This window comes from Nocardioides sp. CPCC 206348 (assembly GCF_048654705.1).
Lineage (GTDB): Bacteria > Actinomycetota > Actinomycetes > Propionibacteriales > Nocardioidaceae > Nocardioides.
In genome coordinates, this window is record NZ_JBMCZA010000071.1 from 15,272 (window position 1) to 37,104 (window position 21,833).

Annotated in this window: 21 protein-coding genes, 1 tRNA gene, 1 pseudogene and 2 riboswitches; of the genes and pseudogenes, 11 read left to right on the forward strand and 12 right to left on the reverse strand. The window is 70.8% G+C overall.

Features of this window, described 5'->3' with window-relative positions:
• Positions 1 to 125 precede the first annotated feature (125 nt).
• A complete protein-coding gene (locus ACOADB_RS03135) occupies positions 126 to 806 on the reverse strand; it encodes an alpha/beta fold hydrolase (RefSeq protein ID WP_378596459.1) in 681 nt (226 codons plus the stop codon).
• A 96-nt stretch (positions 807 to 902) separates the two neighbouring features.
• Here ACOADB_RS03135 and ACOADB_RS03140 point away from each other — a divergent pair, with 96 nt between their 5' ends.
• Together ACOADB_RS03140 and ACOADB_RS03145 are read left to right on the forward strand one after the other, a co-directional pair.
• A complete protein-coding gene (locus tag ACOADB_RS03140) occupies positions 903 to 1,859 on the forward strand; it encodes a helix-turn-helix transcriptional regulator (protein WP_378596460.1) in 957 nt (318 codons plus the stop codon).
• A gap of 51 nt (positions 1,860 to 1,910) precedes the next feature.
• Positions 1,911 to 1,982 (forward strand) — tRNA-Val (locus tag ACOADB_RS03145).
• 15 nt (positions 1,983 to 1,997) lie between these two features.
• On the opposite strand, the gene ACOADB_RS03150 is transcribed toward ACOADB_RS03145, so the two are convergent.
• Complete coding sequence (locus ACOADB_RS03150) at positions 1,998 to 2,246, reverse strand: superinfection immunity protein (RefSeq protein ID WP_378596461.1); 249 nt, start codon at positions 2,244 to 2,246, stop codon at positions 1,998 to 2,000.
• Between the two features lie 317 nt (positions 2,247 to 2,563).
• Between ACOADB_RS03150 and ACOADB_RS03155 the strand changes: the two genes are divergently transcribed.
• Complete coding sequence (locus ACOADB_RS03155; RefSeq protein WP_378596462.1) at positions 2,564 to 3,349, forward strand: hypothetical protein; 786 nt, start codon at positions 2,564 to 2,566, stop codon at positions 3,347 to 3,349.
• A gap of 132 nt (positions 3,350 to 3,481) precedes the next feature.
• The gene (locus ACOADB_RS03160; protein WP_378596463.1) at positions 3,482 to 5,035 is read left to right on the forward strand and encodes an AMP-binding protein; all 1,554 of its coding nucleotides are present in this window, start codon (positions 3,482 to 3,484) and stop codon (positions 5,033 to 5,035) included.
• Here the strand turns inward: ACOADB_RS03160 and ACOADB_RS03165 are convergent.
• Positions 5,002 to 5,550 carry a hypothetical protein gene (locus ACOADB_RS03165; protein WP_378596464.1) on the reverse strand — a complete coding sequence of 183 codons (549 nt, stop codon included), beginning with the start codon at positions 5,548 to 5,550 and terminating at the stop codon, positions 5,002 to 5,004. The genes ACOADB_RS03160 and ACOADB_RS03165 overlap by 34 nt on opposite strands.
• Positions 5,535 to 5,689, forward strand: a riboswitch (cobalamin riboswitch). Its footprint overlaps the gene before it by 16 nt.
• Before the next feature lie 30 nt (positions 5,690 to 5,719).
• Between ACOADB_RS03165 and cobN the strand changes: the two genes are divergently transcribed.
• From cobN to ACOADB_RS03190, 5 genes are read left to right on the forward strand one after another with little or no spacing between them, the layout of a single operon-like run.
• On the forward strand, positions 5,720 to 9,355 hold the full coding sequence (gene cobN / locus ACOADB_RS03170) for a cobaltochelatase subunit CobN (RefSeq protein ID WP_378596465.1): 3,636 nt from the start codon (positions 5,720 to 5,722) through the stop codon (positions 9,353 to 9,355).
• Entirely contained in the window at positions 9,352 to 10,110 is a 759-nt protein-coding gene (gene cobF, locus ACOADB_RS03175; protein WP_378596466.1) for a precorrin-6A synthase (deacetylating), read from the forward strand. Before cobN ends, cobF begins: the two co-directional genes overlap by 4 nt.
• Positions 10,097 to 10,459 carry a hypothetical protein gene (locus ACOADB_RS03180; protein ID WP_378596467.1) on the forward strand — a complete coding sequence of 121 codons (363 nt, stop codon included), beginning with the start codon at positions 10,097 to 10,099 and terminating at the stop codon, positions 10,457 to 10,459. Before cobF ends, ACOADB_RS03180 begins: the two co-directional genes overlap by 14 nt.
• On the forward strand, positions 10,456 to 11,880 hold the full coding sequence (locus ACOADB_RS03185; RefSeq protein ID WP_378596468.1) for a cobyric acid synthase: 1,425 nt from the start codon (positions 10,456 to 10,458) through the stop codon (positions 11,878 to 11,880). Before ACOADB_RS03180 ends, ACOADB_RS03185 begins: the two co-directional genes overlap by 4 nt.
• Positions 11,877 to 12,605: a cobalt-precorrin-6A reductase gene (locus tag ACOADB_RS03190; RefSeq protein ID WP_378596469.1), complete on the forward strand. Its 729-nt coding sequence runs from the start codon at positions 11,877 to 11,879 to the stop codon at positions 12,603 to 12,605. Before ACOADB_RS03185 ends, ACOADB_RS03190 begins: the two co-directional genes overlap by 4 nt.
• Positions 12,606 to 12,609: 4 nt before the next feature.
• Here ACOADB_RS03190 and ACOADB_RS03195 read toward each other — a convergent pair whose 3' ends face one another.
• Both ACOADB_RS03195 and ACOADB_RS03200 read right to left on the reverse strand, forming a co-directional pair.
• Positions 12,610 to 13,032 carry a hypothetical protein gene (locus ACOADB_RS03195; RefSeq protein ID WP_378596470.1) on the reverse strand — a complete coding sequence of 141 codons (423 nt, stop codon included), beginning with the start codon at positions 13,030 to 13,032 and terminating at the stop codon, positions 12,610 to 12,612.
• A gap of 38 nt (positions 13,033 to 13,070) precedes the next feature.
• Positions 13,071 to 13,916, reverse strand: a complete 846-nt coding sequence (locus tag ACOADB_RS03200; protein ID WP_378596472.1) for an SDR family oxidoreductase — start codon at positions 13,914 to 13,916, stop codon at positions 13,071 to 13,073.
• Positions 13,917 to 14,017: 101 nt separating this feature from the next.
• Here ACOADB_RS03200 and ACOADB_RS03205 point away from each other — a divergent pair, with 101 nt between their 5' ends.
• The gene (locus tag ACOADB_RS03205) at positions 14,018 to 14,410 is read left to right on the forward strand and encodes a winged helix-turn-helix transcriptional regulator (protein ID WP_378596474.1); all 393 of its coding nucleotides are present in this window, start codon (positions 14,018 to 14,020) and stop codon (positions 14,408 to 14,410) included.
• Positions 14,411 to 14,455: 45 nt separating this feature from the next.
• Here the strand turns inward: ACOADB_RS03205 and ACOADB_RS03210 are convergent, their stop codons facing one another.
• The 5 genes from ACOADB_RS03210 to ACOADB_RS03230 form a co-directional block, all read right to left on the reverse strand.
• Positions 14,456 to 16,060, reverse strand: a complete 1,605-nt coding sequence (locus tag ACOADB_RS03210; protein WP_378596475.1) for an HYR domain-containing protein — start codon at positions 16,058 to 16,060, stop codon at positions 14,456 to 14,458.
• 99 nt (positions 16,061 to 16,159) lie between these two features.
• Entirely contained in the window at positions 16,160 to 17,077 is a 918-nt protein-coding gene (locus ACOADB_RS03215; RefSeq protein ID WP_378596477.1) for an SDR family NAD(P)-dependent oxidoreductase, read from the reverse strand.
• Positions 17,074 to 18,012, reverse strand: a complete 939-nt coding sequence (locus ACOADB_RS03220) for a cobalamin biosynthesis protein (RefSeq protein ID WP_378596479.1) — start codon at positions 18,010 to 18,012, stop codon at positions 17,074 to 17,076. The genes ACOADB_RS03215 and ACOADB_RS03220 overlap by 4 nt, the downstream gene beginning before the upstream one ends.
• 11 nt (positions 18,013 to 18,023) lie before the next feature.
• On the reverse strand, positions 18,024 to 18,845 hold the full coding sequence (locus ACOADB_RS03225; protein WP_378596480.1) for a CbtA family protein: 822 nt from the start codon (positions 18,843 to 18,845) through the stop codon (positions 18,024 to 18,026).
• 4 nt (positions 18,846 to 18,849) lie between these two features.
• On the reverse strand, positions 18,850 to 19,068 hold the full coding sequence (locus ACOADB_RS03230; RefSeq protein ID WP_182376890.1) for a CbtB domain-containing protein: 219 nt from the start codon (positions 19,066 to 19,068) through the stop codon (positions 18,850 to 18,852).
• Positions 19,069 to 19,127: 59 nt separating this feature from the next.
• Positions 19,128 to 19,198: riboswitch (cobalamin riboswitch) on the reverse strand.
• A gap of 83 nt (positions 19,199 to 19,281) precedes the next feature.
• On the opposite strand from ACOADB_RS03230, the gene ACOADB_RS03235 reads away from it, so the two are divergent.
• On the forward strand, positions 19,282 to 19,956 hold the full coding sequence (locus tag ACOADB_RS03235) for a GOLPH3/VPS74 family protein (protein ID WP_378596481.1): 675 nt from the start codon (positions 19,282 to 19,284) through the stop codon (positions 19,954 to 19,956).
• 6 nt (positions 19,957 to 19,962) lie between these two features.
• Here the strand turns inward: ACOADB_RS03235 and ACOADB_RS03240 are convergent, their stop codons facing one another.
• Together ACOADB_RS03240 and ACOADB_RS03245 are read right to left on the reverse strand one after the other, a co-directional pair.
• The gene (locus ACOADB_RS03240; protein ID WP_378596483.1) at positions 19,963 to 20,484 is read right to left on the reverse strand and encodes a DUF1990 family protein; all 522 of its coding nucleotides are present in this window, start codon (positions 20,482 to 20,484) and stop codon (positions 19,963 to 19,965) included.
• Positions 20,485 to 21,254: 770 nt separating this feature from the next.
• A pseudogene (locus tag ACOADB_RS03245) lies at positions 21,255 to 21,833 on the reverse strand (hypothetical protein); the annotation flags it as partial.

The following is a 21,833-nucleotide window of genomic DNA, read 5'->3' on the forward strand; positions in this document are numbered from 1 at the left end:
GGTGAACGGCTCTCGCCGCGCTGCCGCGCTCGCGGTTGGCTTGCGTAGGGCTTGCCTTGGTCTGGCGGCAAGCCTTGGGCCTCCGGTGGTTGAGGTGCGAGCGGAGCGAGCCTCGAAACCTCCGGCTACTCGGCGCAGTCGGCCAGGATCTGGGCCAGTTCCTTCGGCTTGGTGTACATCGGCCAGTGGCCGGAGTCGATGTCGGCGTAGGCGAGGCGGGTGGACCTTGCGAGCTCGGGGATCTCGCCGGCCTCGAGCCACTCCTTCGCCTCGGCGGGGGTGAACTCGGGGCAGACCAGGGTCACGGGTACGTCGTGGCGGCGGCCATCGGTGAGGCTGACGATGCCCTGGGTGACGGCGGCGGGTACGGCGACCGTGCTCGCGGCGACCGTGGCCTTCAGGTCGTCGGACATGTCGTCGGAGTCGGGGCCTGCGAACGGCTCCCAGCCCGGGAACGGCACGACGCCGTCGACCGGCTCGAAGAAGCCGAAGTACTTCTCGCCGTCCTGGCGGGGCATGCCGCCGATCAGCGCCGTGTGGGCGACCTTCTCGGGCCGCGCGTCGACGGCGGCCCAGGCGAGGGCGCAGGCTGCCGAGTGACCGACCACCAGGGCCGGGCCGTCGGCGGCGTCCACCGCGTCCACGACGGCAGCCACCTGGTCGGCGTAGGTCGCGTCGACGTTGCCGTCGCCCTGTCCCGGGAGGGTCAGTGCGACCGGGCGGTGGCCCAGCGCCTCCAGCTCGGGTACGACGGCGTCCCACGCCGACCCGTCGAGCCACATCCCGGCGATGAGCACGATGTCCATGTCAGTTCTCCTTCTCGTTGGGGGTGCGGCACCAGCCTAGGAAGGGTTCCGGACAATTCCCTTCCGGATTGTTCGCGTCGGTGTCAGGGTGTCGCCATGAGCGAGACCAGTCCGACGGCGCGGGCGTTGCGCACCCTGGAGATCCTGCAGAACCGCCCGGGTTGCACGGCCGACCAGCTCGCCGAGCGGTTGGGCGTGACGGATCGTGCCGCGCGGCGGTACGTCGCGATCCTGCGCGAGGCCGGCATCCCGGTCGAGTCCGTGCGGGGGCCGTACGGCGGCTATCGGCTCGGCCGCGGCGTGCGACTGCCGCCGCTGGTCTTCAGCGCTGCCGAGGCGCTCGGACTGGTGATGGCGGTCCTGGACGGGCGGCACGCCGCTGCTGACAACGACGACCCCGTCGGCTCCGGCCTCGGCAAGATCATCCGCGCCCTGCCGGTCCACGTGGGCCGACAGGCGGCGACGATGCGCGAGCACGCGCGCGCCGTACCCGATCCCTGGGCGAAGCCCGACCCGGAGGTGGCGAGCGCGCTGGTCGAGGCCGTGGGGGAGCGGCGGCAGGTGCGGATCGGCTATCGCAGTGGGGCCGGGAACAGCCACACCTTCGAGGTCGACCCGTGGTCGGTGGTGGTGCGGCACGGGCGGTGGTACCTCCTCTGCTTCGCGCACCACGCTGACGCCGTACGCACCTATCGCATCGACCGGGTGACGTCGGTCGGAGGGGGCACCCGGACCTACGAGGTGCCCGACGGGCTCGATCCGGTTGCCGTGCTGGAGGAGAACCTCGCCTCCGGCTGGGCCCACGACACCTGGGTCGTCTTCCACGCCCCCGCTGCCGAGGTGGCGCCCTGGCTGCGGTCGACGATGGGCCGGCTCGAGGCGCTGGACGCATCGCGCTGCGTCGTCGTGGGCAGCACCAACAATCCGACCATGTACGCGGGCGAGTGGCTGGCCGGGATGCCGTTCGAGTTCACGGTCGAGGGCGGGCCGGAGCTGCGGGCGGCGGTGGGTGCCGTGTCGGAGAAGCTCGCGCGGGCCGTGGGGAGCGCGTAGCCCGCCGTTTCGGGCCTGAGGGGCGCCTTCGCTACGCTGATGCGGCTTCTGGGGCGTATAGCTCAGCGGTAGAGCGTCCGCCTTACACGCGGATGGTCGGGGGTTCGATCCCCTCTGCGCCCACCCGCACGTCCAGCGTCACTCCGTGATCCGCAGACCGGCGAGCCCGTGGCCCTTGCTGGCCATGCCCAGCGCAACGAACCAGCCGACAACCGTCCAGCCGAGCGCGAGGTTCATGATGCCGATCGCGTCAGCGTTCGCCTTGCCGCGGGTGGTCGCGACCGCCCACGGCAGCAGGTAGCCGCAGGTGCAGAAGGTGGCGAGCCAGGTCAGCAGGATCCGCCGGAAGCGGCGGCGGTGCTGGTCACTGACGAGTTCGAAGTACATGGCCGCACGGTAGAGCAGAACGACGACCCGGGGTATGGGAAATCGCGAGGCTGGGTACCGGGGTCCTGGGTGGTTGTGTCGGCCGACTCGGCGGCAGGACAACCGGATGAGGGGCGTCAACCTTTGCTTCGCGGACAGCGCGAAAGCAGCGGTGGGCGCTCCACTGCTGGTTTTCGGGCCAGCGCCCGTTCGAGTTCAACCGTCGCGGGTCCCGGCCCGCTGCACCTGGGGGTTCCACAATGTCCGTTCACTTCCGCCGAGATCGGTCGTTGTCGCACACGCGCGCGAACAGCCGACTTGGCCGCGTCGTTCTCGCTGTGCCAGGAGTCGTCCTGGCCGCCACCTTCCTCGCTGTTCCTGCCCACGCCGATCCGGGCGCGCCCCTCGATCACCAGACCGGGGGCAGGTCCGGAGAGGCGCCGGGCCGCACGGGTGGTGCCCCGCCCGCGCCGGACCACGCCTCGGCTCCCGATGCGGTCGGCCAACCCGCGGCGGCCGCACCTGCGGCGCCTCCTGCGGCAGCGCAACCGGATCCCGCCCCGCAGGGATCCGGCGTCGAGGCCGTGCCCGACCCAGCGCCTGTTGCGCTCGACGCGCCGGAGGCGGCTCCCGCAGCAGCGCCCGCCGAGGTGCGAGCGGCGAAGGGGAAGAAGGTCGTGGTCTGCAAGTACGTCCGCAAGCCCGGTGTGGCCGAGATCTTCTCGCACATCATCGTCGTCAATGAGAACGCCCTGCTGGGCAAGGGATTCGCGGGAACGTTCCCGTTCGCCTTCTCCGATGCTCACTTCAAGTCGGTGGCGGTCCGCTACGCCGCGAAGGGTGAGCAGGCCAGGGACATCAGCCCGTCAGCCTGCCCGGCTGGCGAGGAGCCGCCCGGAGAAGAGCCGCCCGGAGAAGAGCCGCCCGGAGAAGTGCCGCCGGCCGGCGAGGTCGGTGGCATCTCGGAGGAAGCGGGTGGCCCGGCGGTGAGCGCCGACGAGGCCATCCCGAACACCGGTGCGCCGTCCAACCTGCCGCTGCTGGCCATGCTCGGTGGACTCTGCAGCCTGGCTGGTGGGTGGCTGGTTGCCAGGGACGTCCGGGGTCGCCGCCAGACCATCTGATCGGCAATCCCTTCCGAACAGACGGAGCCCGCGCCGGAGCATGGCGCGGGCTCCGTCGCGTCTCGGTGTCCCGGCGCGCGCGGTGTCTCCTATGGTGGTCGTCGTCACACCTTCGTCCTGCCAGGAGGCCCCGTGTTCGTCCCGTTCAGCGTCAATGACTTCCTCGACCGTGCCGTCACGGTCTACGGCGAGCGGGTCGGTGTGGTGGACGAGCCCGACCAGCCCGCAGCCAGTCTCGGTGAGCTCACCTATGCGCAGTTCGGGGAGCTGGCCCGGCGCCAGGCCGCGAAGCTCGACGAGCTCGGCATCGGCGTCGGCGACCGGGTCGCGATCGTCAGCCACAACAGCAGCCGGCTGCTGACGTCGTTCTACGGCGTGAGCGGCTGGGGCCGGGTGCTGGTTCCGGTGAACTTCCGGTTGAGCCCCGACGAGGTGCAGTACATCGTCGAGCACTCCGGAGCGCGGGTCCTCTACATCGACCCCGAGCTCGAGGAGTCGCTGGCCGACGTCACGTGCGAGCAGAAGTTCGTGATCGGCGACGACGACGCGCTGTACGCGCCGGAGGGCACCGAGCCGCGGTCGTGGGAGTACGACGAGGCGGCGACGGCCACCATCAACTACACCTCCGGTACGACGGCCCGGCCCAAGGGCGTCCAGATCACGCACCGCAACATCTGGGTCAACGCGCTGACCTTCGGGCTGCACGCTCAGATCAACGACCGCGACGTCTACCTCCACACGCTGCCGATGTTCCACGCCAACGGCTGGGGGATGCCGTTCGCGATGACCGGCATCGGTGCCCGGCACGTCGTGCTGCGCAAGATCGACGGTGCCGAGATCCTGCGGCGGGTGCGCGACCACGGCGTCACGGTGATGTGTGCCGCTCCTGCGGTCGCGGCCGCCGTACTCGAAGCGGCGCAGACGTGGGAGGGCGAGATCCCCGGGCGCGACCGGGTGCGGATCATCATGGCGGGCGCCCCGCCGCCGACGAAGACCGTCGTGCGGGTCGAGGAGGAGCTCGGCTGGGAGTTCATCCAGATCTACGGCCTCACCGAGACCTCGCCGCTGCTGACGTTCAACCGCACCCGTGCGGAATGGGACGACCTGTCGGCCCAGGAGCGGGCCGCGAAGCTGACGCGCGCGGGTGCGCCGGCGCTGGGCGTCCGGCTGAGGACTGACGAGTCCGAGGAGGGCGCAGGGGAGGTGCTGGCCCGGTCGAACGTCGTCCTCGAGGGGTACTGGGAGCAGCCCGAGGAGTCGGCGGCCGCGCTGAAGGACGACTGGTTCCACACCGGTGACGGCGGCTACCTCGGTGACGACGGCTACCTGACGATCGCGGACCGCAAGAAGGACGTGATCATCACCGGAGGCGAGAACGTCACGTCGATCGAGGTCGAGGACACCTTGTTCTCGCACCCTGCGGTGGCCGAGGTCGCGGTGATCGGCGTCCCCAGCGAGAAGTGGGGCGAGACGATCAAGGCACTGGTGGTCCTGACCGCCGACGCCACCGCGGGCCCCGAGATGGAGGCCGAGCTGATCCGGTGGTGCAAGGACCGCCTGGCGGGCTACAAGGCTCCGACGTCGGTGGAGTTCCGTGACGAACTGGCCCGGACGGCGACCGGCAAGCTGCAGAAGTTCAAGCTCCGCGCGCCCTACTGGGACGGGTTGACCCGCCAGGTGAACTGAGCCGCCGGGACGAGCGAGGCGGCCCAGCCGGCACCCTGCCAGGCGGCAACGGTGTCGGTGGCCCAGGTCGACGCTGCGGCGTCGAGGGAGTCGATGACGTCGATCTCGGTCTCGACCGGCGAAGCCGTCGCGACGAGCGGCTGGCCGCTGATCGGGTCGGTCAGGTCGGACCCGCCGTCGACGCAGGTCGCGCGGACCAGGCCGATGCCGAGCCGCCGCTGGTTCAGGGCCAGGCTCAGCGCGGCGATCCCGGCGTCGCCGTACCCGACGACCGAGAGGCCGTCCGGCGGGTGCACCGAGGACTCGCGGGCATAGCGGACCGAACGGAGCAGGTCACCCCCATCGGTCCACGTCGGTACGACGACCCGGACCTTCGCCCGGGTGGCGATCCGGCTCGCCAGTGCCGCCACGGCGTCGGGGTCCGTGCGCACCGCCGGATGCCACAGGAGGAGGGTGTCGGCGTTGGGATGTCCGTGTACCGCGACCTGGATGCCGGGCGACTGCTGTGTGACCACGGGACCACCGTAGGCTGAGCACCCACATGTCCGTGGCACAGGAACCCGGTGCGAGACCGGGGCGGTTCCGCCACTGTGATCCCAGCCGAGCAGATCGGCACGGGTGAGCCAGACACTGGTCGCGGACATCAGCCACCGATCGAGGGGCGCGAACCCCGAGGAGGAACCCGTGCGCATCGCACTCCTGTCCACGTCCGACACCGACCTGCTCTCTGCCCGGTCGAGTGGTGCGGACTACGGCTGGGCCAACCCCAGCCGCTCCGACCTCGCCGACCTGACGGTCCTGGCGGAGGGCGCCGACCTGGTCGTGCTGCGCCTGCTGGGCTCCCCGCAGCAGTACGACGCCGAGCTGGCCGCGTTGCGCGGCACCGGGCGTCCGCTCGTGGTGCTCGGCGGCGAGCTCACGCCCAGCGCAGAGCTCATGGAGACCTCGACCGTCCCCGTCGGTGTCGCCGCCGAGGCGCACCGCTACCTCGCCGAGGGTGGCCCGCGGAACCTGGCCCAGCTGCACCGCTTCCTCTCCGACACCGTGCTGCTGACCGGTGAGGGGTTCGAGGCGCCGGAGGTGATCCCGGCGTGGGGGATCCTCGAGCGACCGGCGGTTTCGAGGCTCGCTGGCGCTCGCACCTCAACCACCGGCGATGTCGCGAAGGTGGGGGTCCTGTTCTACCGGGCGCACCACGCGAGCGGGAACACCGATTTCGTCCACGCGCTGTGCGACGCCATCGACGCGACCGGTGACGCGATCGGCGTACCCGTGTTCGCGGGATCGCTGCGCGCCGCTCCCGACGAGCTGTTCGCGGCCCTGGCCGACCTGGACGCACTGGTGGTCACGGTGCTGGCTGCCGGCGGCAGCACGCCCGCGGCCGTCAGCGCTGGTGGAGACGACGAGACGTGGGACGTGGAGCGGATCGCCGCCCTCGACGTCCCCGTCCTGCAGGGGCTGTGCCTGACCAGCAGCCGCGAGGAGTGGGAGGAGTCGGACGACGGCGTCACGCCGCTCGACTACGCCAACCAGGTCGCCATCCCGGAGTTCGACGGCCGGATCAGCACCGTGCCGTTCTCCTTCAAGGAGATCGACCCCAACGACCCGGCCGGCCTGCCGTCGTACGTCGCCGACGCGGAGCGATCGGCCCGTGTCGCCGGCCTCGCGGTGAACTATGCGCGCCTCCGCTCGGTGCCGCCGTCGGAGAAGAAGCTCGCGCTGATGCTCAGCGCCTACCCGACCAAGCACGCCCGGATCGGCAACGCTGTCGGCCTCGACACCCCGGTGTCGACGGTCCGCCTGCTGCGCCGGCTCCAGGAGCAGGGCTACGACCTCGGGGTTTCGACGAGCTCGACCGGCGTACCTTCGGTGGTCGACATCATTGCGATGGACGACGACACCGAAGCCGGTGACGCCCTCATCCACGCGCTGATCGCCGCGGGTGGGCAGGACGAGGAGTGGCTGACGCAGGCGCAGCTGACCGACGCGCACGTGCGGATCAACAAGGCCGACTACGACGCCTGGACCTCGGACGTGCCGGCCGACCTGCGCGACGCAATGGTCGAGGCCTGGGGCGAGTCCCCGGGCTCGCTGTTCGTCAACGACTCCGGCGAGATCGTGCTCGCCACGCTGCAGGCCGGCAACATCGTGCTGATGATCCAGCCGCCCCGCGGCTTCGGCGAGAACCCCGTCGCGATCTACCACGACCCGGATCTCGCTCCGAGCCACCACTACCTGGCGGCGTACCGCTGGGTGCAGCACGGCTTCGGTGCCCACGCCGTGGTCCACCTCGGCAAGCACGGCTCGATGGAGTGGCTGCCCGGCAAGAACGCAGCACTGTCGGCCTCCTGTGCGACGGACGCCGCGATCGGCAGCATGCCGCTGATCTACCCGTTCCTCGTCAACGACCCGGGCGAGGGTGCGCAGGCCAAGCGCCGTGCGCACGCCACGATCATTGACCACCTGGTGCCGCCGATGGCGCGCGCCGAGAGCTACGGCGACATCGCTCGGCTCGAGGGCCTGCTCGAGGAGTACGACAAGATCTCGGCGATGGACCCGGGCAAGCTCGCGGCCATCCGCGGCGAGATCTGGCAGCTCATGCACGCCGCCGAGATGCACCGCGACCTCGGGCTCGAGGAGCGTCCCGACGACGAGCAGTTCGACGACTTCCTGCTGCACGTCGACGGCTGGCTGTGCGAGATCAAGGACTCCCAGATCCGCGACGGCCTGCACGTCCTGGGCCAGGCGCCGGACGGCGAGGCCCGGGTCAACCTGGTCCTCGCGATCCTGCGTGCGTCGCAGGTGTGGGGCGGACAGGCCCAGTCGGTGCCTGGCCTGCGGTCCGCGCTCGGCCTGGCCGTCGACGCGCCCACCACCGACGTCGACCGCGTCGAGGCGGAAGCCCGCGAGCTGGTCGAGGCGATGGACAAGGCGGGCTGGGACCCGGCTCGTGTCGCCGAGCTGACGACCTCCCCGGAGGTGCGCCAGGTCCTGACGTTCGCCGCGACCGAGGTGGTCCCGCGGCTGGCCCGCACCACCGACGAGCTCGACAACACGCTGCACGCCCTCAACGGCGGCTTCGTGCCCGCCGGGCCCTCCGGTTCGCCGTTGCGCGGACTGGTCAACGTGCTCCCGACGGGCCGCAACTTCTACACCGTCGACCCGCGGGCCGTGCCGTCCCGCCTGGCCTGGCAGACCGGCCAGGCGATGGCTGAGTCGCTGGTCCAGCGCTACCTCGACGACGAGGGCAGCTACCCGGAGTCCGTCGGCCTGTCCGTGTGGGGTACGTCGGCCATGCGGACCTCCGGCGACGACATCGCCGAGGTGCTGGCGCTGCTCGGCGTCCGCCCCGAGTGGGACGAGGCGTCGCGTCGCGTGACCAACCTGGTCGTCGTACCGCTGGCGGAGCTGGAGCGTCCGCGGATCGACGTCACCGTGCGCATCTCGGGGTTCTTCCGGGATGCGTTCCCGCACGTCGTCGCGATGCTCGATGACGCGGTCCAGCTGGTCGCCGCCCTCGACGAGCCGGCCGACCAGAACTTCGTGCGCGCCCACGCCCGGGCCGACCTCGCCGAGCACGGCGACGAGCGCCGTGCAACGACGCGGATCTTCGGCTCCAAGCCGGGGTCCTACGGTGCGGGCATCCTGCAGGCCGTCGAGTCGGGCACCTGGCGCGACGACGCCGACCTCGCCGAGGTCTACACGGCGTGGGGCGGCTTCGCCTACGGCCGCGGGCTCGACGGGGTGCCGGCTGCGGACGACATGCGCAGCAACTACAAGCGGATCAAGGTCGCGGCGAAGAACATCGACACCCGCGAGCACGACATCGCCGACAGCGACGACTACTTCCAGTACCACGGCGGCATGGTCGCCACCGTGCGTGCGCTGTCGGGCACCAACCCGAAGGCGTACGTCGGCGACTCGACCACGCCCGACGCGGTCCGCACGCGCACGCTGCAGGAGGAGACCAACCGCGTCTTCCGGGCGCGCGTGGTCAACCCGCGCTGGATCGGCGCGATGCAGCGCCACGGCTACAAGGGCGCGTTCGAGCTCGCCGCCACCGTCGACTACCTGTTCGGCTTCGACGCCACCGCCGGCGTCGTCCACGACTGGATGTACGAGTCGCTGGCCAAGGAGTACGTCCTCGACGAGACGAACCAGGAGTTCCTGCGCAAGTCGAACCCGTGGGCGCTGCGCAGCATCGTCGAACGGCTCCATGAGGCGAAGGACCGCGGCCTGTGGGCGGAACCGGACCCTGAGGTCCTGGCGGCCCTGCAGCAGGCCTACCTCGAGGTCGAAGGCGATCTGGAAGACCGATGAGGGTCCGCATCCTTGGCTTCGGAATGGGGCCGCAGCACGTCACCCCGGAGGTCGCCGAGGCGCTCCGCGGCTGTGACTACGCGTTGGCGGTCCAGAAGGGCGACGACGACTCCCTGCTCGCCGTACGACGGGCCGTGTGCGAAGCCCACGGTGTCGAGCTGGTCGTGGTGCGCGACCCCGAGCGGGACCGGTCACCGGGACTCGATCGCGCGGGCTACGAGGGCGCCGTTGCCGACTGGTACGACGCCCGCCTGACGGCGTACCGCGACGTGCTCGAGGAGCGCGGGGGAGTCGCTGCGTTCCTCGTGTGGGGCGACCCCTCGCTGTACGACGGCACGATCCGGATCGTCGAGGAGCTGGCCGAGACGATCGACCTGTCGTACGACGTGCTTCCCGGCATCAGCGCGCCGCAGGTGCTGGCTGCGCGCCACCGCATCGTCCTGCACCAGGTCGGCAAGCCGGTGCACGTCACGACCGCGCGGCGGCTGCGGCACGACGTCACGTCGGGGCAGCAGAACCTCGTGGTGATGCTGACCTCGGGGGTCGACCTCGACGGGTTCGAGGACTGGCACATCTGGTGGGGTGCCAATCTCGGCGGCGTCGGCGAGCACCTCGTCAGCGGTCGGGTCGGAGCGGTGCGCACCGCGCTGGTCGAGGCACGTGCCGCCGCGAAGGCCGAGGCCGGCTGGGTGATGGACCTGTTCCTGATCCGGGCGCCGGAGCTGCCGCTGGAGGACTCCGATGGCGCTGCCTGATCGCGACGTCCTGCTGTGCCGCGACTGCTGCTGCGGCACCACCAAGAAGCACCCGGCCGTCGACCACAGTGCCCAGCGCGACGCGATCGAGGCGCTCGACGACCCCGCCGGGCGCCGCGGTCCGCGGATCCGGGTGCGGGTCGTGGACTGCCTCGACGAGTGCGATCGCAGCAACGTCGTGCTGGTGCGCGACTTCACCTACTTCCCGGGCGGCCGCCGGCCCAAGGACACCTGGCTCGGCGGTGTGCTCTCGGAGGCGACCACGGACGAGGTCGTGGACTGGGTGCGCGAGGGTGGCGCGGTGCCGGCATCGCTGGTGCCGCGGGTCTTCCGGGGACGCCGACAGTGAGTGCCCTGCTCGTCGCCGGCATGACCTCCGACGCAGGCAAGAGCGTCGTGGTGACCGGGCTGTGCCGGGCGTTCGCGCGCCGCGGCATCTCGGTGGCGCCGTACAAGGCGCAGAACATGTCGAACAACTCGATGGTCGTGACGGACACGGACGGTGTCGCGGGGGAGATCGGGCGTGCCCAGTGGGTCCAGGCCCTCGCCGCCGGTGTCGTGCCCGAAGTCGCCATGAACCCGGTGTTGCTGAAGCCCGGCAGCGACCGCCGCAGCCACGTGATCCGGATGGGGCAGCCCGACGGCGAGGTGTCGGCGCGCGACTGGCAGACCGGGCGCCAGCGGCTCGCGGAGAGTGCGTTCGCGGCGTTCGACGACCTGCGGTCGCGGTTCGACCTGGTCGTCGCCGAGGGCGCGGGCAGCCCGACCGAGATCAACCTGCGCTCGAGCGACTACGTGAACATGGGCCTCGCCCAGCACGGCACCGTCCCGACCGTGGTGGTGGGCGACATCGACCGCGGTGGCTGGTTCGCCTCGGCGTTCGGCACCCTCGCCCTGCTCGACGAGGCCGACCAGCGGCTGGTCGCGGGCTTCCTGGTCAACCGCTTCCGTGGCGACGTGGACCTGTTGCGCCCCGGTCTCGAGGACCTGCAGCGCCGCACCGGACGGCCGACGTACGGCGTCCTGCCGTGGCACCCCGACCTCTGGCTGGACTCCGAGGACGCGCTGGACCTGCAGGGCCGCCGGGCGCCCGTCGACGGCGCCCGGAAGGTCGCCGTCGTCCGCCTGCCCCGGATCAGCAACTTCACGGACGTCGACGCGCTCGGCCTCGAACCCGGCCTCGACGTCGAGTTCGTCTCCGACCCGCAACGGCTCGCGGACGCCGACCTGGTCGTGCTGCCCGGCACCCGCTCGACCATCGCGGACCTCGCCTGGCTGCGCTCCCGCGGCCTCGACGCTGCGATCCTGCGTCACGCAGCGGCAGGCCGACCCGTGCTCGGGATCTGCGGTGGCTGCCAGATGCTCGGCGCGACCATCTCCGACCCGGACGGGGTCGAGGGATCCGCCGGCGCTGTCGTCGAAGGGCTCGGCCTGCTCGACCTCGTCACCGACTTCGACGCCGTGAAGACCCTGCGCCTGCACGAGCCCGCCGGCTACGAGATCCACCACGGACGCATCACGGGGGAGCGCACGCGCGGTTCCGTGACCGGCACCATGGTCCACGGCAGCCTGGAGGACGACGCTGCCCGCGCTGCCTACCTGTCCGGCGCGCTCGGCATGGAGTCGACGGTGTCGTTCCCTGAGGCGCGGAGTCGCCGTCTCGACCTGCTCGGCGACCTCGTCGAGGAGCACCTCGACCTCGACGCACTGCTCGACCTGGCGCAGGACGGCGTCCCCGCCCTGCCGGTGGTCACGGGAGGACTGGCATGAGGGTGTTGCTGCTCGGTGGCACGGGCGAGGCCCGCGACCTCGCCGAGGCCCTGGTTGCTGACGGTGTCGACGTCATGTCGTCGCTCGCCGGCCGCGTCGCGCGACCGCGCCTGCCCGTGGGACCGGTCCGCATCGGTGGCTTCGGTGGCGTCGAGGGCCTGCGCTCCGCGTTGAGCGAGTACGACGTCGTGGTGGATGCCACGCACCCGTTCGCGCTCGGCATGACGACCAACGCCGCGGCGGCCTGTGCTGCCGAGGGCAAGCCCTTGCTGCGGCTCGAGCGACCGGGCTGGAGCGACCGCGCGACGCCGTCGTGGATCTGGGTGGACACCCACGACGAGGCTGCGATCGTCGCCGGGGAGCTCGGTCACCGCCCGTTCCTCACCGTCGGCCGGCAGGAGCTCGCGCGGTTCGTGCCGCGCCTGCGTGACCTGCACGTGCTGGCGCGGGTCGTGGACGTGCCCGACATCGACCTGCCCGAGGAGTGGGAGCTGCTGACGTCGCGCGGGCCCTACTCGCTCGACGGCGAGCGATCACTGATGGTCGACCGTGACGTGCTGGTCACCAAGGACTCCGGTGGCAGCTACACCTGGCCGAAGATGGAGGCTGCTGCCGAGCTCGGCATCCCGGTGGTCGTCGTACGACGTGCGGCCGGGCCGGCCGGTGTCGACACGGTGCACGAGGTGGCCGGCGTGCTGAGCTGGATCCGCTCACTGCGACAGTAGGGGCTCAGGGCCGTCGCTCGTGGCCCTCCCGCTCGTGGGTGCGCCGGTCCTCCTTCATCTCCGCCTCGTAGAGGTGGCGGCGACCCTGGACCAGTGCGGTCCGTGCCTCCCGCTCAAGGGTCCGGAACGCCTCGTAGTACCCGTCGTCGTACTCCTCGACGACCTGGAAGGTCCAGCGGCCCTGCAGCACGTTGCGACCGACCAATTCCTCCTCGAAGCGGTCGGCCAGGTCGGTGTGGCCTGCCTCGCGCAACTGCTGGACCCCCTTGCCCAGGGTGAGGTCGGCCGTGCCGCTCAGCCGATGGAAGGCGTAGAGATGGCCGCGGGCGATCTCGACCGCCTCGAGGGCCTCGGAGATGTTTCCGAGGCCCTCGACGGTCAGGTCGTCGACGCCGTCCGGCCGGACGTGCTCGTCGTGGTCGGTCATGGTGGGGCGGTACCCACCATCGGCGTGAGCCACCCGGGTCAGCTTGCGCGCAACGCCTCCGCCAGGGTCGTCGCCGGGCGGCCCAGGAGGCCCGCCAGGTCGGTCGTCTCGACGTACAGCTCTCCGCGAGAAAGCCCCTCGTCGCCATCGGCCAGGATCGCGGCGTACGGCTCGGGCAGGCCGGCACCGACCAGGACCTCGGTGAGTGCCGCGGCCGGAACGTCGTTGTAGACGACCTCGCGACCGGTTGCCTCGCTGACGGCGGATGCGAGCTCGGACAGCGTGAAGGCCTCACCGCCGAGCTCGTAGACCTGCGCCGGGTTCTCGGCCAGCAGGGCGGCCGCGGCCGCCTCGGCGAAGTCGGCACGGGCCGCAGCGCTGACGCGGCCCTCGCCGGCGGCGCCGAGCACGACGCCGTGCTCGAGGTACGTCGGCAGCTGTCCGGTGTAGTTCTCGAAGTACCAGCTGTTGCGCAGGAAGGTGTGGGGGAGACCGGACGCAAGGATCGCGCGCTCGGTGGCGAGGTGCTCCTCGGCCAGGGCCAGGCCGCTGCGGTCGGCGTTCGCGATGCTCGTGTAGGCCAGCAGGTCGACTCCGGCCTCCTGGGCGGCGTCGATGACGTTCTGGTGCTGCGCGGTGCGCTGGCCGATCTCGTTGCCCGACACGAGCAGCACCCGGTCGGCGCCGGCGAAGGCTGCCTTCAGGGAGGCGGGGTCGGTGTAGTCGGCCTGGCGGACATCGACGCCGCGGTCGGCGAGGTCGCTGAGCCGGGACGTGTCGCGGGCGGTCGCGACGACCTGGTCGGCGGCGACGCCCTTCTCCAGGAGGGATTCGACGACGAGGCGGCCGAGGTGGCCGGTGGCTCCGGTGACGACGAGGGACATGGTGGTTCCTTTCGGTTGCTGCACGGTGATGTCGGCCTCAACCTGCCCTCGGGGGAGATACTTCCCATTGGTTAGTACGCACTTTGAAGTAAGGTACTGGCGTGGCAGTAAGTAAGACTTCGGAGTCGATCTTCGAGCAGTTCCCTGACGGCGTCTTTCCGGCGGCCTGCTCGAGTCGGGTGTTGCTCGACCACGTCACCAGCAAGTGGGGCGTGCTGGTGCTGGTCTCGCTGACGGACGGGCCCCAGCGCTGGAGCGAGCTGCGCCGTCGGGCCCAGGGCATCAGCGAGAAGATGCTGGCCCAGACCCTCAAGACACTCGAGGCCGACGGGCTGGTCGACCGTGACCAGAAGCCGGTGATGCCGCCGCGGGTCGACTACAGCCTGACCCCGCTGGGCGAGGAGCTGGCCGCCGTGATGGTGCCGTTGCTGCGCTGGGTGGGACGCAACAGTGAAGAGATCATCGGGACGCAGGCGCCGGCCCTGCCGGCCTGACCCGGAGGGTCACGCCGACAGGGCCGGTCGTTGGCGGTGCTGCGGCTACTTCGGCGGTGCCGGGACCAGGCAGGCCACCGGTGCGGCGACGTTGCCCGAGAAGTCCACGGCGTACAGCTCGCCGTCACCCGTGCCGGTCAGGTGCAGGATGCCGCTGGGCATCGACTTCTGCTGGGGACCGGAGTTCGCCTCGGTGTACTTGATCTTCTGACCGCTGGCGAACGGCCCCCACACGTGGCCACTGCCGGTGTCGCGCAGGTAGACGTCCGGGGAGGTGTCGACGATGTCGGTCGCGTCGAGCCGGTAGAAGCCGTCCTGGTTCTGTCCCTGCGGGTTCGGCCGGGTGTTGCCCGCGAACGGCACGTTCAGGCCCGGGTTGGTCGACTCGGTGCAGGCGACGGTCGGCGGGGTCGTGTCGACCACCTCGATCGTGCCGGAGCCGTAGCCCGTGTTGCCCGCGGCGTCGGTCGCTTCGCAGTCGACCGTGGTCGTCCCGAGGGCGAACTGCGAACCCGACGGCGGTGCGCAGGTCGGCGTGAGCGGACCGTCGACGTTGTCCAGCGCGCTGGCGTCGTAGTCGACCACGGCGCCGTCAGGGCTGGTCGCCTCGACGACCTTGCTCTCGACGGTGACGACCGGCGGAGTCACGTCCGCCACGTCGATGTCGACGGTCTGCACGAACTCCGGTCCGGGGACCGAACCGTTGACCTTGAACGACACCGTGCACGACACGGTCTCACCCTGCGGGGCGTCGTCGGCGAGGGTGATCGTCTCCTCGAAGGAGACCGTGCCGCCGCTGGTGACGCTCTGCGAAGCGGGTGTCAGCGTGGCCGTCACACCGGCGTCGCAGGAGACCTCGTGGGTGACCTCGGCCGGCAGGTTCTGCAGCTGGCTGAGGATCACGTCGGACACCTCGTCGGGGTTGGCGCTGGTGAGCGTGCCGCCCGTCTGTGAGGTGACGTACGACGCCTGGCCGGTCGTGTTCAGGCCGTCCCACAGGTAGCCGTCGGCGCCGGGGACCGAGATCGCGATGACCCGGATGCCGGCCGCCTGCAGGGCGGACGTCGCGGACGCCAGCGTGTCACCGGCGGACGGGTCGTGGCTGGTCGAGTCGCCGAACATCACGACGATCGGGGTGCCGTTGTCGCGGAAGTCGACGGCGCCGGGGATGTCGGCGAGCGCGCCGATCCAGTCCTCTGCGGCGTCGCTGCCGCCACCCGAGAGCGGCGTCCACGCGTTGATGCCGTCCGTGACGTCGGAGGTGTCGCCGGTCAGCTGCTGCCGGAGCAGGAAGTGCCCGGTCGCGTCGGCGGTGTCCTTGTAGTCGGCGACGGCGAACTGGGCCGTCGGCTGCGCCGCCAGGATCTGGTTGACGATGCTGCTGGCGTTGGACTGCACGTTGCCGATGCTCGCGGTCATGCTGGTGGTGGTGTCCGCCAGGAAGACGATGTCGGGGTTCGGCGGGATGGGCGGCGTCTCCACCGTCTTGGTGATGGTCACCGAGGCGCCGGGGGCGAGCTCGTCGGCGTAGTGCTGGGGGCTCACGCCCGGGTCACCGATCGCGGCGACCGTCGAGGCCGCTCCGAGGGCGAGGGCGATCAGTCCCAGCGGGACGGCCCGGGTGAGGGCGTTGGGGGGTTGGAGATGCATGTCAGGTTCCTTTCCGAGGGGGTGTGACTGACCCACCTCGGAGTCGGGAACCGGACCTGCTGATACGTCGAGTTCCGGATCGGTCCTGCAGACCCGATCTCAGTGGTGCGTCTGCACGGTCCTCAGTGCTGCCGCGGAGTCCGGCTCGCGTCGGTGCGCGACCGCCATCACCAGGTCCGACAGCCGTGGAGCCACCACGTTGAACGCGGCGTAGAACGTCCCGAACGCTCCGTCTACGGTGACCGGACGGTCCTCCAGGGCACGGACGACGCGGTCGGCGCACTCCTCGGCGCTCTCGCCGCGGCCTTCGTAGGCGGCCGTGGGTCCGATCATCGGCGTCCGCACGATCGCGACGCGCATGTTCGTGCAGGTGACGTTGTCGAAGAACGCCTCCCGGGCCAGGATCCGGCCGAACACGTCGAGCGCGGTCTTCGAGGCGATGTACGGCGCGAACTTCGGGGCCCTGATCTGGTTGCCCCAGGTGACGATGTTGACCACGTGCCCGAAGCGCTGCTCGCGCATGGCCGGCAGCAGGCCCATCGTCAGGCGCACGGGGCCGAAGTAGTTCACCGCCATCATCCGCTCGAAGTCGTGGAGCCGGCCGTGGGTGTGCTCGAGCGAGCGCCGGATGGAGTGCCCGGCATTGTTGACGACGTAGTCGACCGCGCCATGCTCCGCGAGCAGCTGCTCGACGAGCGCGTCCACCTGGTCGCCGTCGGTCAGGTCGGCGACGTAGGTGCTCGCCCGTCCGCCCTCCTCGACGACCTGGTGCCGGACCCGCTCGAGCTCCTCGGCCCGGCGCGCGGCCAGCAGCACGTGTGCGCCGCGACGGGCGGCGGCATGCGCTGTCGCCTCGCCGATGCCGGAGCTCGCTCCGGTGATGAGGACGGCGCGTCCGTCGAGCGGGCTGGGGGACTGGGTCACCGAGCGGGCCAGGCGCGAGAGTGCGGCTCGCGGCGTCTGGAGCAGTGGCGTGCGGGTGAGCAGCGCGGTGGTCTGGTGCAGCAACTGGTTCATCGTGCCTGCCGGTTCCGGGAGCGCGTGGCGACCGCCACGCCTGCAGCGGTCGCTGCTGCGGCCCACCCTATGCGTCGAGCCAGTGTGCGCGCCCGGTCGAGGTCGGCCCGGGTGGGTGGCGGTCCGTCGCCCATCACCGCGCGATGCTCGATGCGACCCGCGTAGTCGTTCGTGCCACCGAGGCGGATCCCGAGGGCGCCGGCGAAGGAGGCCTCGACCGGACCCGCATTGGGGCTGGGGTGTCCGCCGGCGTCGCGCTGCCAGGCCCGCCAGGCGCCTCGGTGGTCGGCGCCCAGCGCGACGGTGAGCAGGGCGGTGAGCCGTGCCCCGGGAAGGTTGAGCACGTCGTCCAGGCGGGCCGCTGCCCAGCCGAACCGTTCGTGGCGGGCGCTGCGATGGCCGACCATGGCGTCGAGGGTGTTCGCCGCGCGGTACCCGACCAGTCCCGGCACGCCGGCAAGGGCACCCCAGACGAGGGGCGCGACGACGGCGTCGGAGGTGTTCTCGGCGAGTGACTCGAGGGTGGCCCGAACAATCTCCGGCTCCTCGAGCTGCGAGGTGTCGCGACCGACGAGGTGGGTGAGCTGGACCCGCGCCTCGGGAAGGCGGTCGTCGGCAAGGAGGCGGCTGACGGCGGCCGCCTCGCGGTCGAGCGAGGTGCCGCCGAGGACGGCCCAGGTGGCTGCTGCGGTCAGCAACGTGTGGGGGAGCGGGTGGGCGCGGGTGGCGCGATCAGCCACGACGCCGATCGCCACCGTGCCGCCGACCAGCACGGCGACGTACCCGACGCCGGTGGGGCGGTCGTCGCGCCACACGCCCTTCTCCAGTGCTGCGGCCACCTGGCCGAAGCCGGCGACCGGATGGCCGCGCCGCGGGTCGGCGAGGAGCCGATCCGCGGCGAAGCCGAGCACCAGCCCGCTGGCGGTGCTGAACATCCAGGATCCGATCAGATGCTGGCGGCGAGCTCGCGCCGGTTGGCCTCGGCGACCGCGCGGTCGTGGAGACGCCCGACCAGCGCCACCAGGATCACGCCGATCGTGGCCCACAGGGTGGCGAGGACGAGCAGCGAGGAGCGGCGGAAGTACCAGAGCGTGTCGGCCGGGAAGTTGCCGATCTCATTGACCGTCGGCAGCAGGAACGCGGTGACGGCGACGACGACGACGTAGCCGAGCGCTGCGATGGTGGCGGCGGTCCAGGCCTCGAGCCGGCCGCGCAGCTTGTTGGCCAGGACCACCATGGCGATGGCGGCCAGGACCGAGACCAGCTGCAGGGCGAAGTACGACGCCGTACGGCCGCCGATCGTCTCGCCGCTGCCCACGGCAGGCGGCGTGGCGGGGTACTTCGTGAACGGGACGAGCGCGATCGCGATGAACCCGATCAGTGCGACCAGTGCCGTGGAGGCGCGGGCCGACAGGTTGCCGAGGCGACCCACGACTCCTGCGACCGCCAGCGAGACCAGGCCGCCGAGGGCGGTGCCGACCGCGAGCGTGCCGGTGAGCAGGCCCCAGCTCTTCTGGTTGTCGCGCGAGATCTCCACGATGCCGGTGTGGTCCTCGTGGGCCGCGGCTTCCTCTTCGGCGGCGATCTCGGCGGGGGTCATCTGCGCGGCAGCGGCCTCCTCGAGCGCGATCGCGTCCTCGACGTACGGCTCGCCGAAGGCGAAGGCGACGACGAACGCCAGGAGCCCGGCGATGAGGCCGGCCGCGAGGCCGCGGATCAGGAAGGCACCGGGGGTGAGGACAGACTTGTCCTTAGAAGTGGTGCTCACGAGCTCAGTGGCAGGGGTAGCCGAGCAGGTGGCGTGCGTCGTGCACCCACTCGTGAACGCCGTTGCCGGCGAAGAGCGAGACGGCGCCCTGGTCGCTGCTGACGAAGAAGATCGCGAGCATCGCGAGGAGGCCGAAGAAGACGACCCACGTCCCGAGCTTCAGCAGCGGGACCACCGGGACGGCAACGGCGCCTGCGGTGGGGGTGGCGGTGATCTGAGACATGTGTCCTCCTCAGGGATTCTGCGTCCCTGCTCGGTTTGGATTGAGGTGAAGGGCCTCGGGTCTGACTTCACCGCTCCGATCAGGGGCGGTGTCACAGTAGCGCGACTGTGCCGGACTCTCACCGGCTTCCTGGACCTACGGGGCTGACTTTAGGGCATCCTGAACCGCCGCGGACAGGGGCACCGCCGCGCGGACCGCGACTATCGTCACAACATGGGCATCGCCGCGGACCTGACCCTGATCTCGATCGACCCCGGGACGGGCAGGAGCCTGATCGGATCGACCGAATCGGAACCCGTGACCGGCGGGGCTGCGCTGGTCGACCTGGTGCTCGCTGAGCGCTGTGAGATGGCGGGCGAGGGCCGGAAGGCGCGGGTCCGGCTGGCCGCCCCCACGTCGCTGGGTGATGGCGCGCTGGACCATGCCCTGTCGCGGATCAAGCCGGGCCGGGACCACAAGGCGTCCTCCCTGGTGCCGCGCATCGGCAAGGGCACCCGCGCCCTGTTGCTGGACCAGTTGGTGGTCGAGGGTGCGTTGGTGCCGCGACGCGAGAAGGTCCTCGGTCTGGTCCCGGTCGTCCGGTACGACGTCGTCGATGGTGCCCGGCGCGATGCGCTCGTCGCGGGTGTCGTCGGGGTGCTGCTGGGTCACGCGGAACCTGACGACGCCACCGGACCGCTGATCGGTCTCCTGTGGGCCGGCAACGTCATCAAGCGGATCGTCCCGGGACCGGAACGCTCTGCCGCCCGCAAGCGCGCCAAGGTGATTGCGAAGGGCGAGTGGGCGGGGGCTGCCAGCAAGGCCGCCGTGGCCGCCACGAACGCTGCGGTCACCGCGGCCATCTCTGCCGCGATCATCGCGTCCTCGGCGGGTGGGGCGGGGTCGTAGGTCTCGTCAGGGGCGGAGCGACCGCGTGTAGCGGAAGCGATACCAGCGCTGGGCGAGGAGCGCCGCGGGAAAGACGAGGCGCCAGGACCCGCGCGCCGGACGCGTCAGCGAACGCAGCGTCAACCACACGGCACCGTCCGGTGTGCGGTGGACGATGAACGCCTCCTCGCCTGACACCGGGTGGCCGTCGCGGGTGCCGTAGGCGAATCCACAACGGTTCGGATCATCGACGATCGCGACCACCGTGACGGGCTCACGCAGCTCGAACGGCCCGAGCGAGGCGATCAGGGTGCGCTCCTGGCCTGGCCTGACACGCAGGTCCTCGCCCGGCGCGGACTCCACCGCAAAGCCGCTGCGGGTCTTGACCGACCACTTCATGACCGCTGCGGACGCCTCCTGCCACAGTCGGTCGCCGTCGCCGAGGCGGGTCGTCTGTTCGTGTCGGCGGTAGCCGTGGGGAGCGGCACTCCAGCCTTTGTCGGCGACGTGGGTGTGTCCCACCGCGTCGTAGCTGAGTGCCATCGTCATCGCTCGATTGTGTCGGACAGGGGCGGTGCGCCGTGGCGGTACGGGTGCCTACTGGGGCCAGGAATCCCATTCCCGGAGGGTTGCGAATGGCGCGATCGGCGCAGGCCAAACGATGAGCGCGAGGTGCTCATTGCTGTTTCCCTGCTCGTCCATGCCTTCTCGCAGACCTGGGGCCAGCCCGCCCCAATGAACGCGGAGCCGCACGGATCCCACGGGAATCTCATGCTTTGACCGCGGCTCCTGGTCCCCGGGCCAGCTCAGGATTTCCAAGGCGCCGCCACCATCGAGACTTACCTCTGCGACGTGCTGCCAGCACCCTGAGGGAGGCGCGGGTTCGTCGGCGACGACGTCGAGAGTCAGTGGTGTCGTTCCAAACTTTCGAAGCGTGCTGATCACTACGAACCCGCCATCAGTCCACAGGCGATGCCGGTAGGTCTCATCTGTGGCGCCTGAAAGCCATTCCGCCCCGACTCGCTTCGCGTAGAACTGAAAGTAGTCCGGCTCGACGACCCCGCTCCACCTCATACCAGAAGTGTTCCAAACGCCAAGGCACTCCCTCACGATTCGCGGCACAGTCGGACGGAACGGGTGCGCGTCGTACCTGACGAATCTGTCCTGTTTTGGCCGTTCGGACGACAGATTCGTCAGGTGCGTTGAGCCGAGGAGGCCGCACGGTCCTCGGCATGTGCGTGCACGTCAGTGGCGCGCTCAGCGACTCACCCTGAGCGCGCCACTGACCCCGCTGGTGGGCGGGGTGCGGGGCGGGGGAGCTATTCGTCGGGGTCGGGTGAGCGGGGTGGGTCGAGTGCTCTGGTGCCGTCGGGTCCGACGAGGAAGTGGTGGCCGTGCGGGCTGGTCCACAGGTAGTGACCGGGCAGGACGATCACGTACCTCCAACTGCTGAAGGTCTTGGCGCGGTGATGTCGCCGACACAGCGGGACGAGGTTGCAGGGACAGGTCGCGCCACCTTGCCCGTGGGGTGTCGCGTGGTCGAGGTCGCAGGCGGTGGCCTGTTTCGGGCAGCCGGGGAACCGGCACGAATGGTCGCGGAGCTCGACCCGCCGACGGAGGCGATCAGGGATCTCGTAGGAATCGACCGGGACACAGTCGGCGAGGTCGATCACCGGACGCACGATCACGGTCGTGTTGGGTGCCTGGAGCCATTCCTTGATCTGCGCGACGCTGACCGGCGCACGGCCTTCGTCCCACCTGCCTACGGGGTTCGCGAACGGGTTCCCGGCCTCGTCCGTGTTGAGGGCGGTGTCGGTGATGTGGACGTTGAGGACGACCTTGCGACCGGGGACCGTGGCGATCACTTCACCGGTCTCTTCGTCGGCGAACAGCAGGTC

Excerpts from the sequence above, each read along its gene's own strand:
- ACOADB_RS03235 (WP_378596481.1), top strand. The coding sequence starts at position 19,282 with ATGGGCATCGCCGCGGACCTGACCCTGATCTCGATCGACCCCGGGACG.
- ACOADB_RS03200 (WP_378596472.1), bottom strand. The coding sequence starts at position 13,916 with ATGTCCCTCGTCGTCACCGGAGCCACCGGCCACCTCGGCCGCCTCGTC.
- ACOADB_RS03150 (WP_378596461.1), bottom strand. The coding sequence starts at position 2,246 with ATGTACTTCGAACTCGTCAGTGACCAGCACCGCCGCCGCTTCCGGCGG.
- ACOADB_RS03195 (WP_378596470.1), bottom strand. The coding sequence starts at position 13,032 with ATGACCGACCACGACGAGCACGTCCGGCCGGACGGCGTCGACGACCTG.
- ACOADB_RS03190 (WP_378596469.1), top strand. The coding sequence starts at position 11,877 with ATGAGGGTGTTGCTGCTCGGTGGCACGGGCGAGGCCCGCGACCTCGCC.
- ACOADB_RS03180 (WP_378596467.1), top strand. The coding sequence starts at position 10,097 with ATGGCGCTGCCTGATCGCGACGTCCTGCTGTGCCGCGACTGCTGCTGC.
- ACOADB_RS03230 (WP_182376890.1), bottom strand. The coding sequence starts at position 19,068 with ATGTCTCAGATCACCGCCACCCCCACCGCAGGCGCCGTTGCCGTCCCG.
- ACOADB_RS03135 (WP_378596459.1), bottom strand. The coding sequence starts at position 806 with ATGGACATCGTGCTCATCGCCGGGATGTGGCTCGACGGGTCGGCGTGG.
- ACOADB_RS03210 (WP_378596475.1), bottom strand. The coding sequence starts at position 16,060 with ATGCATCTCCAACCCCCCAACGCCCTCACCCGGGCCGTCCCGCTGGGA.
- ACOADB_RS03215 (WP_378596477.1), bottom strand. The coding sequence starts at position 17,077 with ATGAACCAGTTGCTGCACCAGACCACCGCGCTGCTCACCCGCACGCCA.
- ACOADB_RS03220 (WP_378596479.1), bottom strand. The coding sequence starts at position 18,012 with ATGTTCAGCACCGCCAGCGGGCTGGTGCTCGGCTTCGCCGCGGATCGG.
- cobF (WP_378596466.1), top strand. The coding sequence starts at position 9,352 with ATGAGGGTCCGCATCCTTGGCTTCGGAATGGGGCCGCAGCACGTCACC.
- ACOADB_RS03140 (WP_378596460.1), top strand. The coding sequence starts at position 903 with ATGAGCGAGACCAGTCCGACGGCGCGGGCGTTGCGCACCCTGGAGATC.
- ACOADB_RS03240 (WP_378596483.1), bottom strand. The coding sequence starts at position 20,484 with ATGACGATGGCACTCAGCTACGACGCGGTGGGACACACCCACGTCGCC.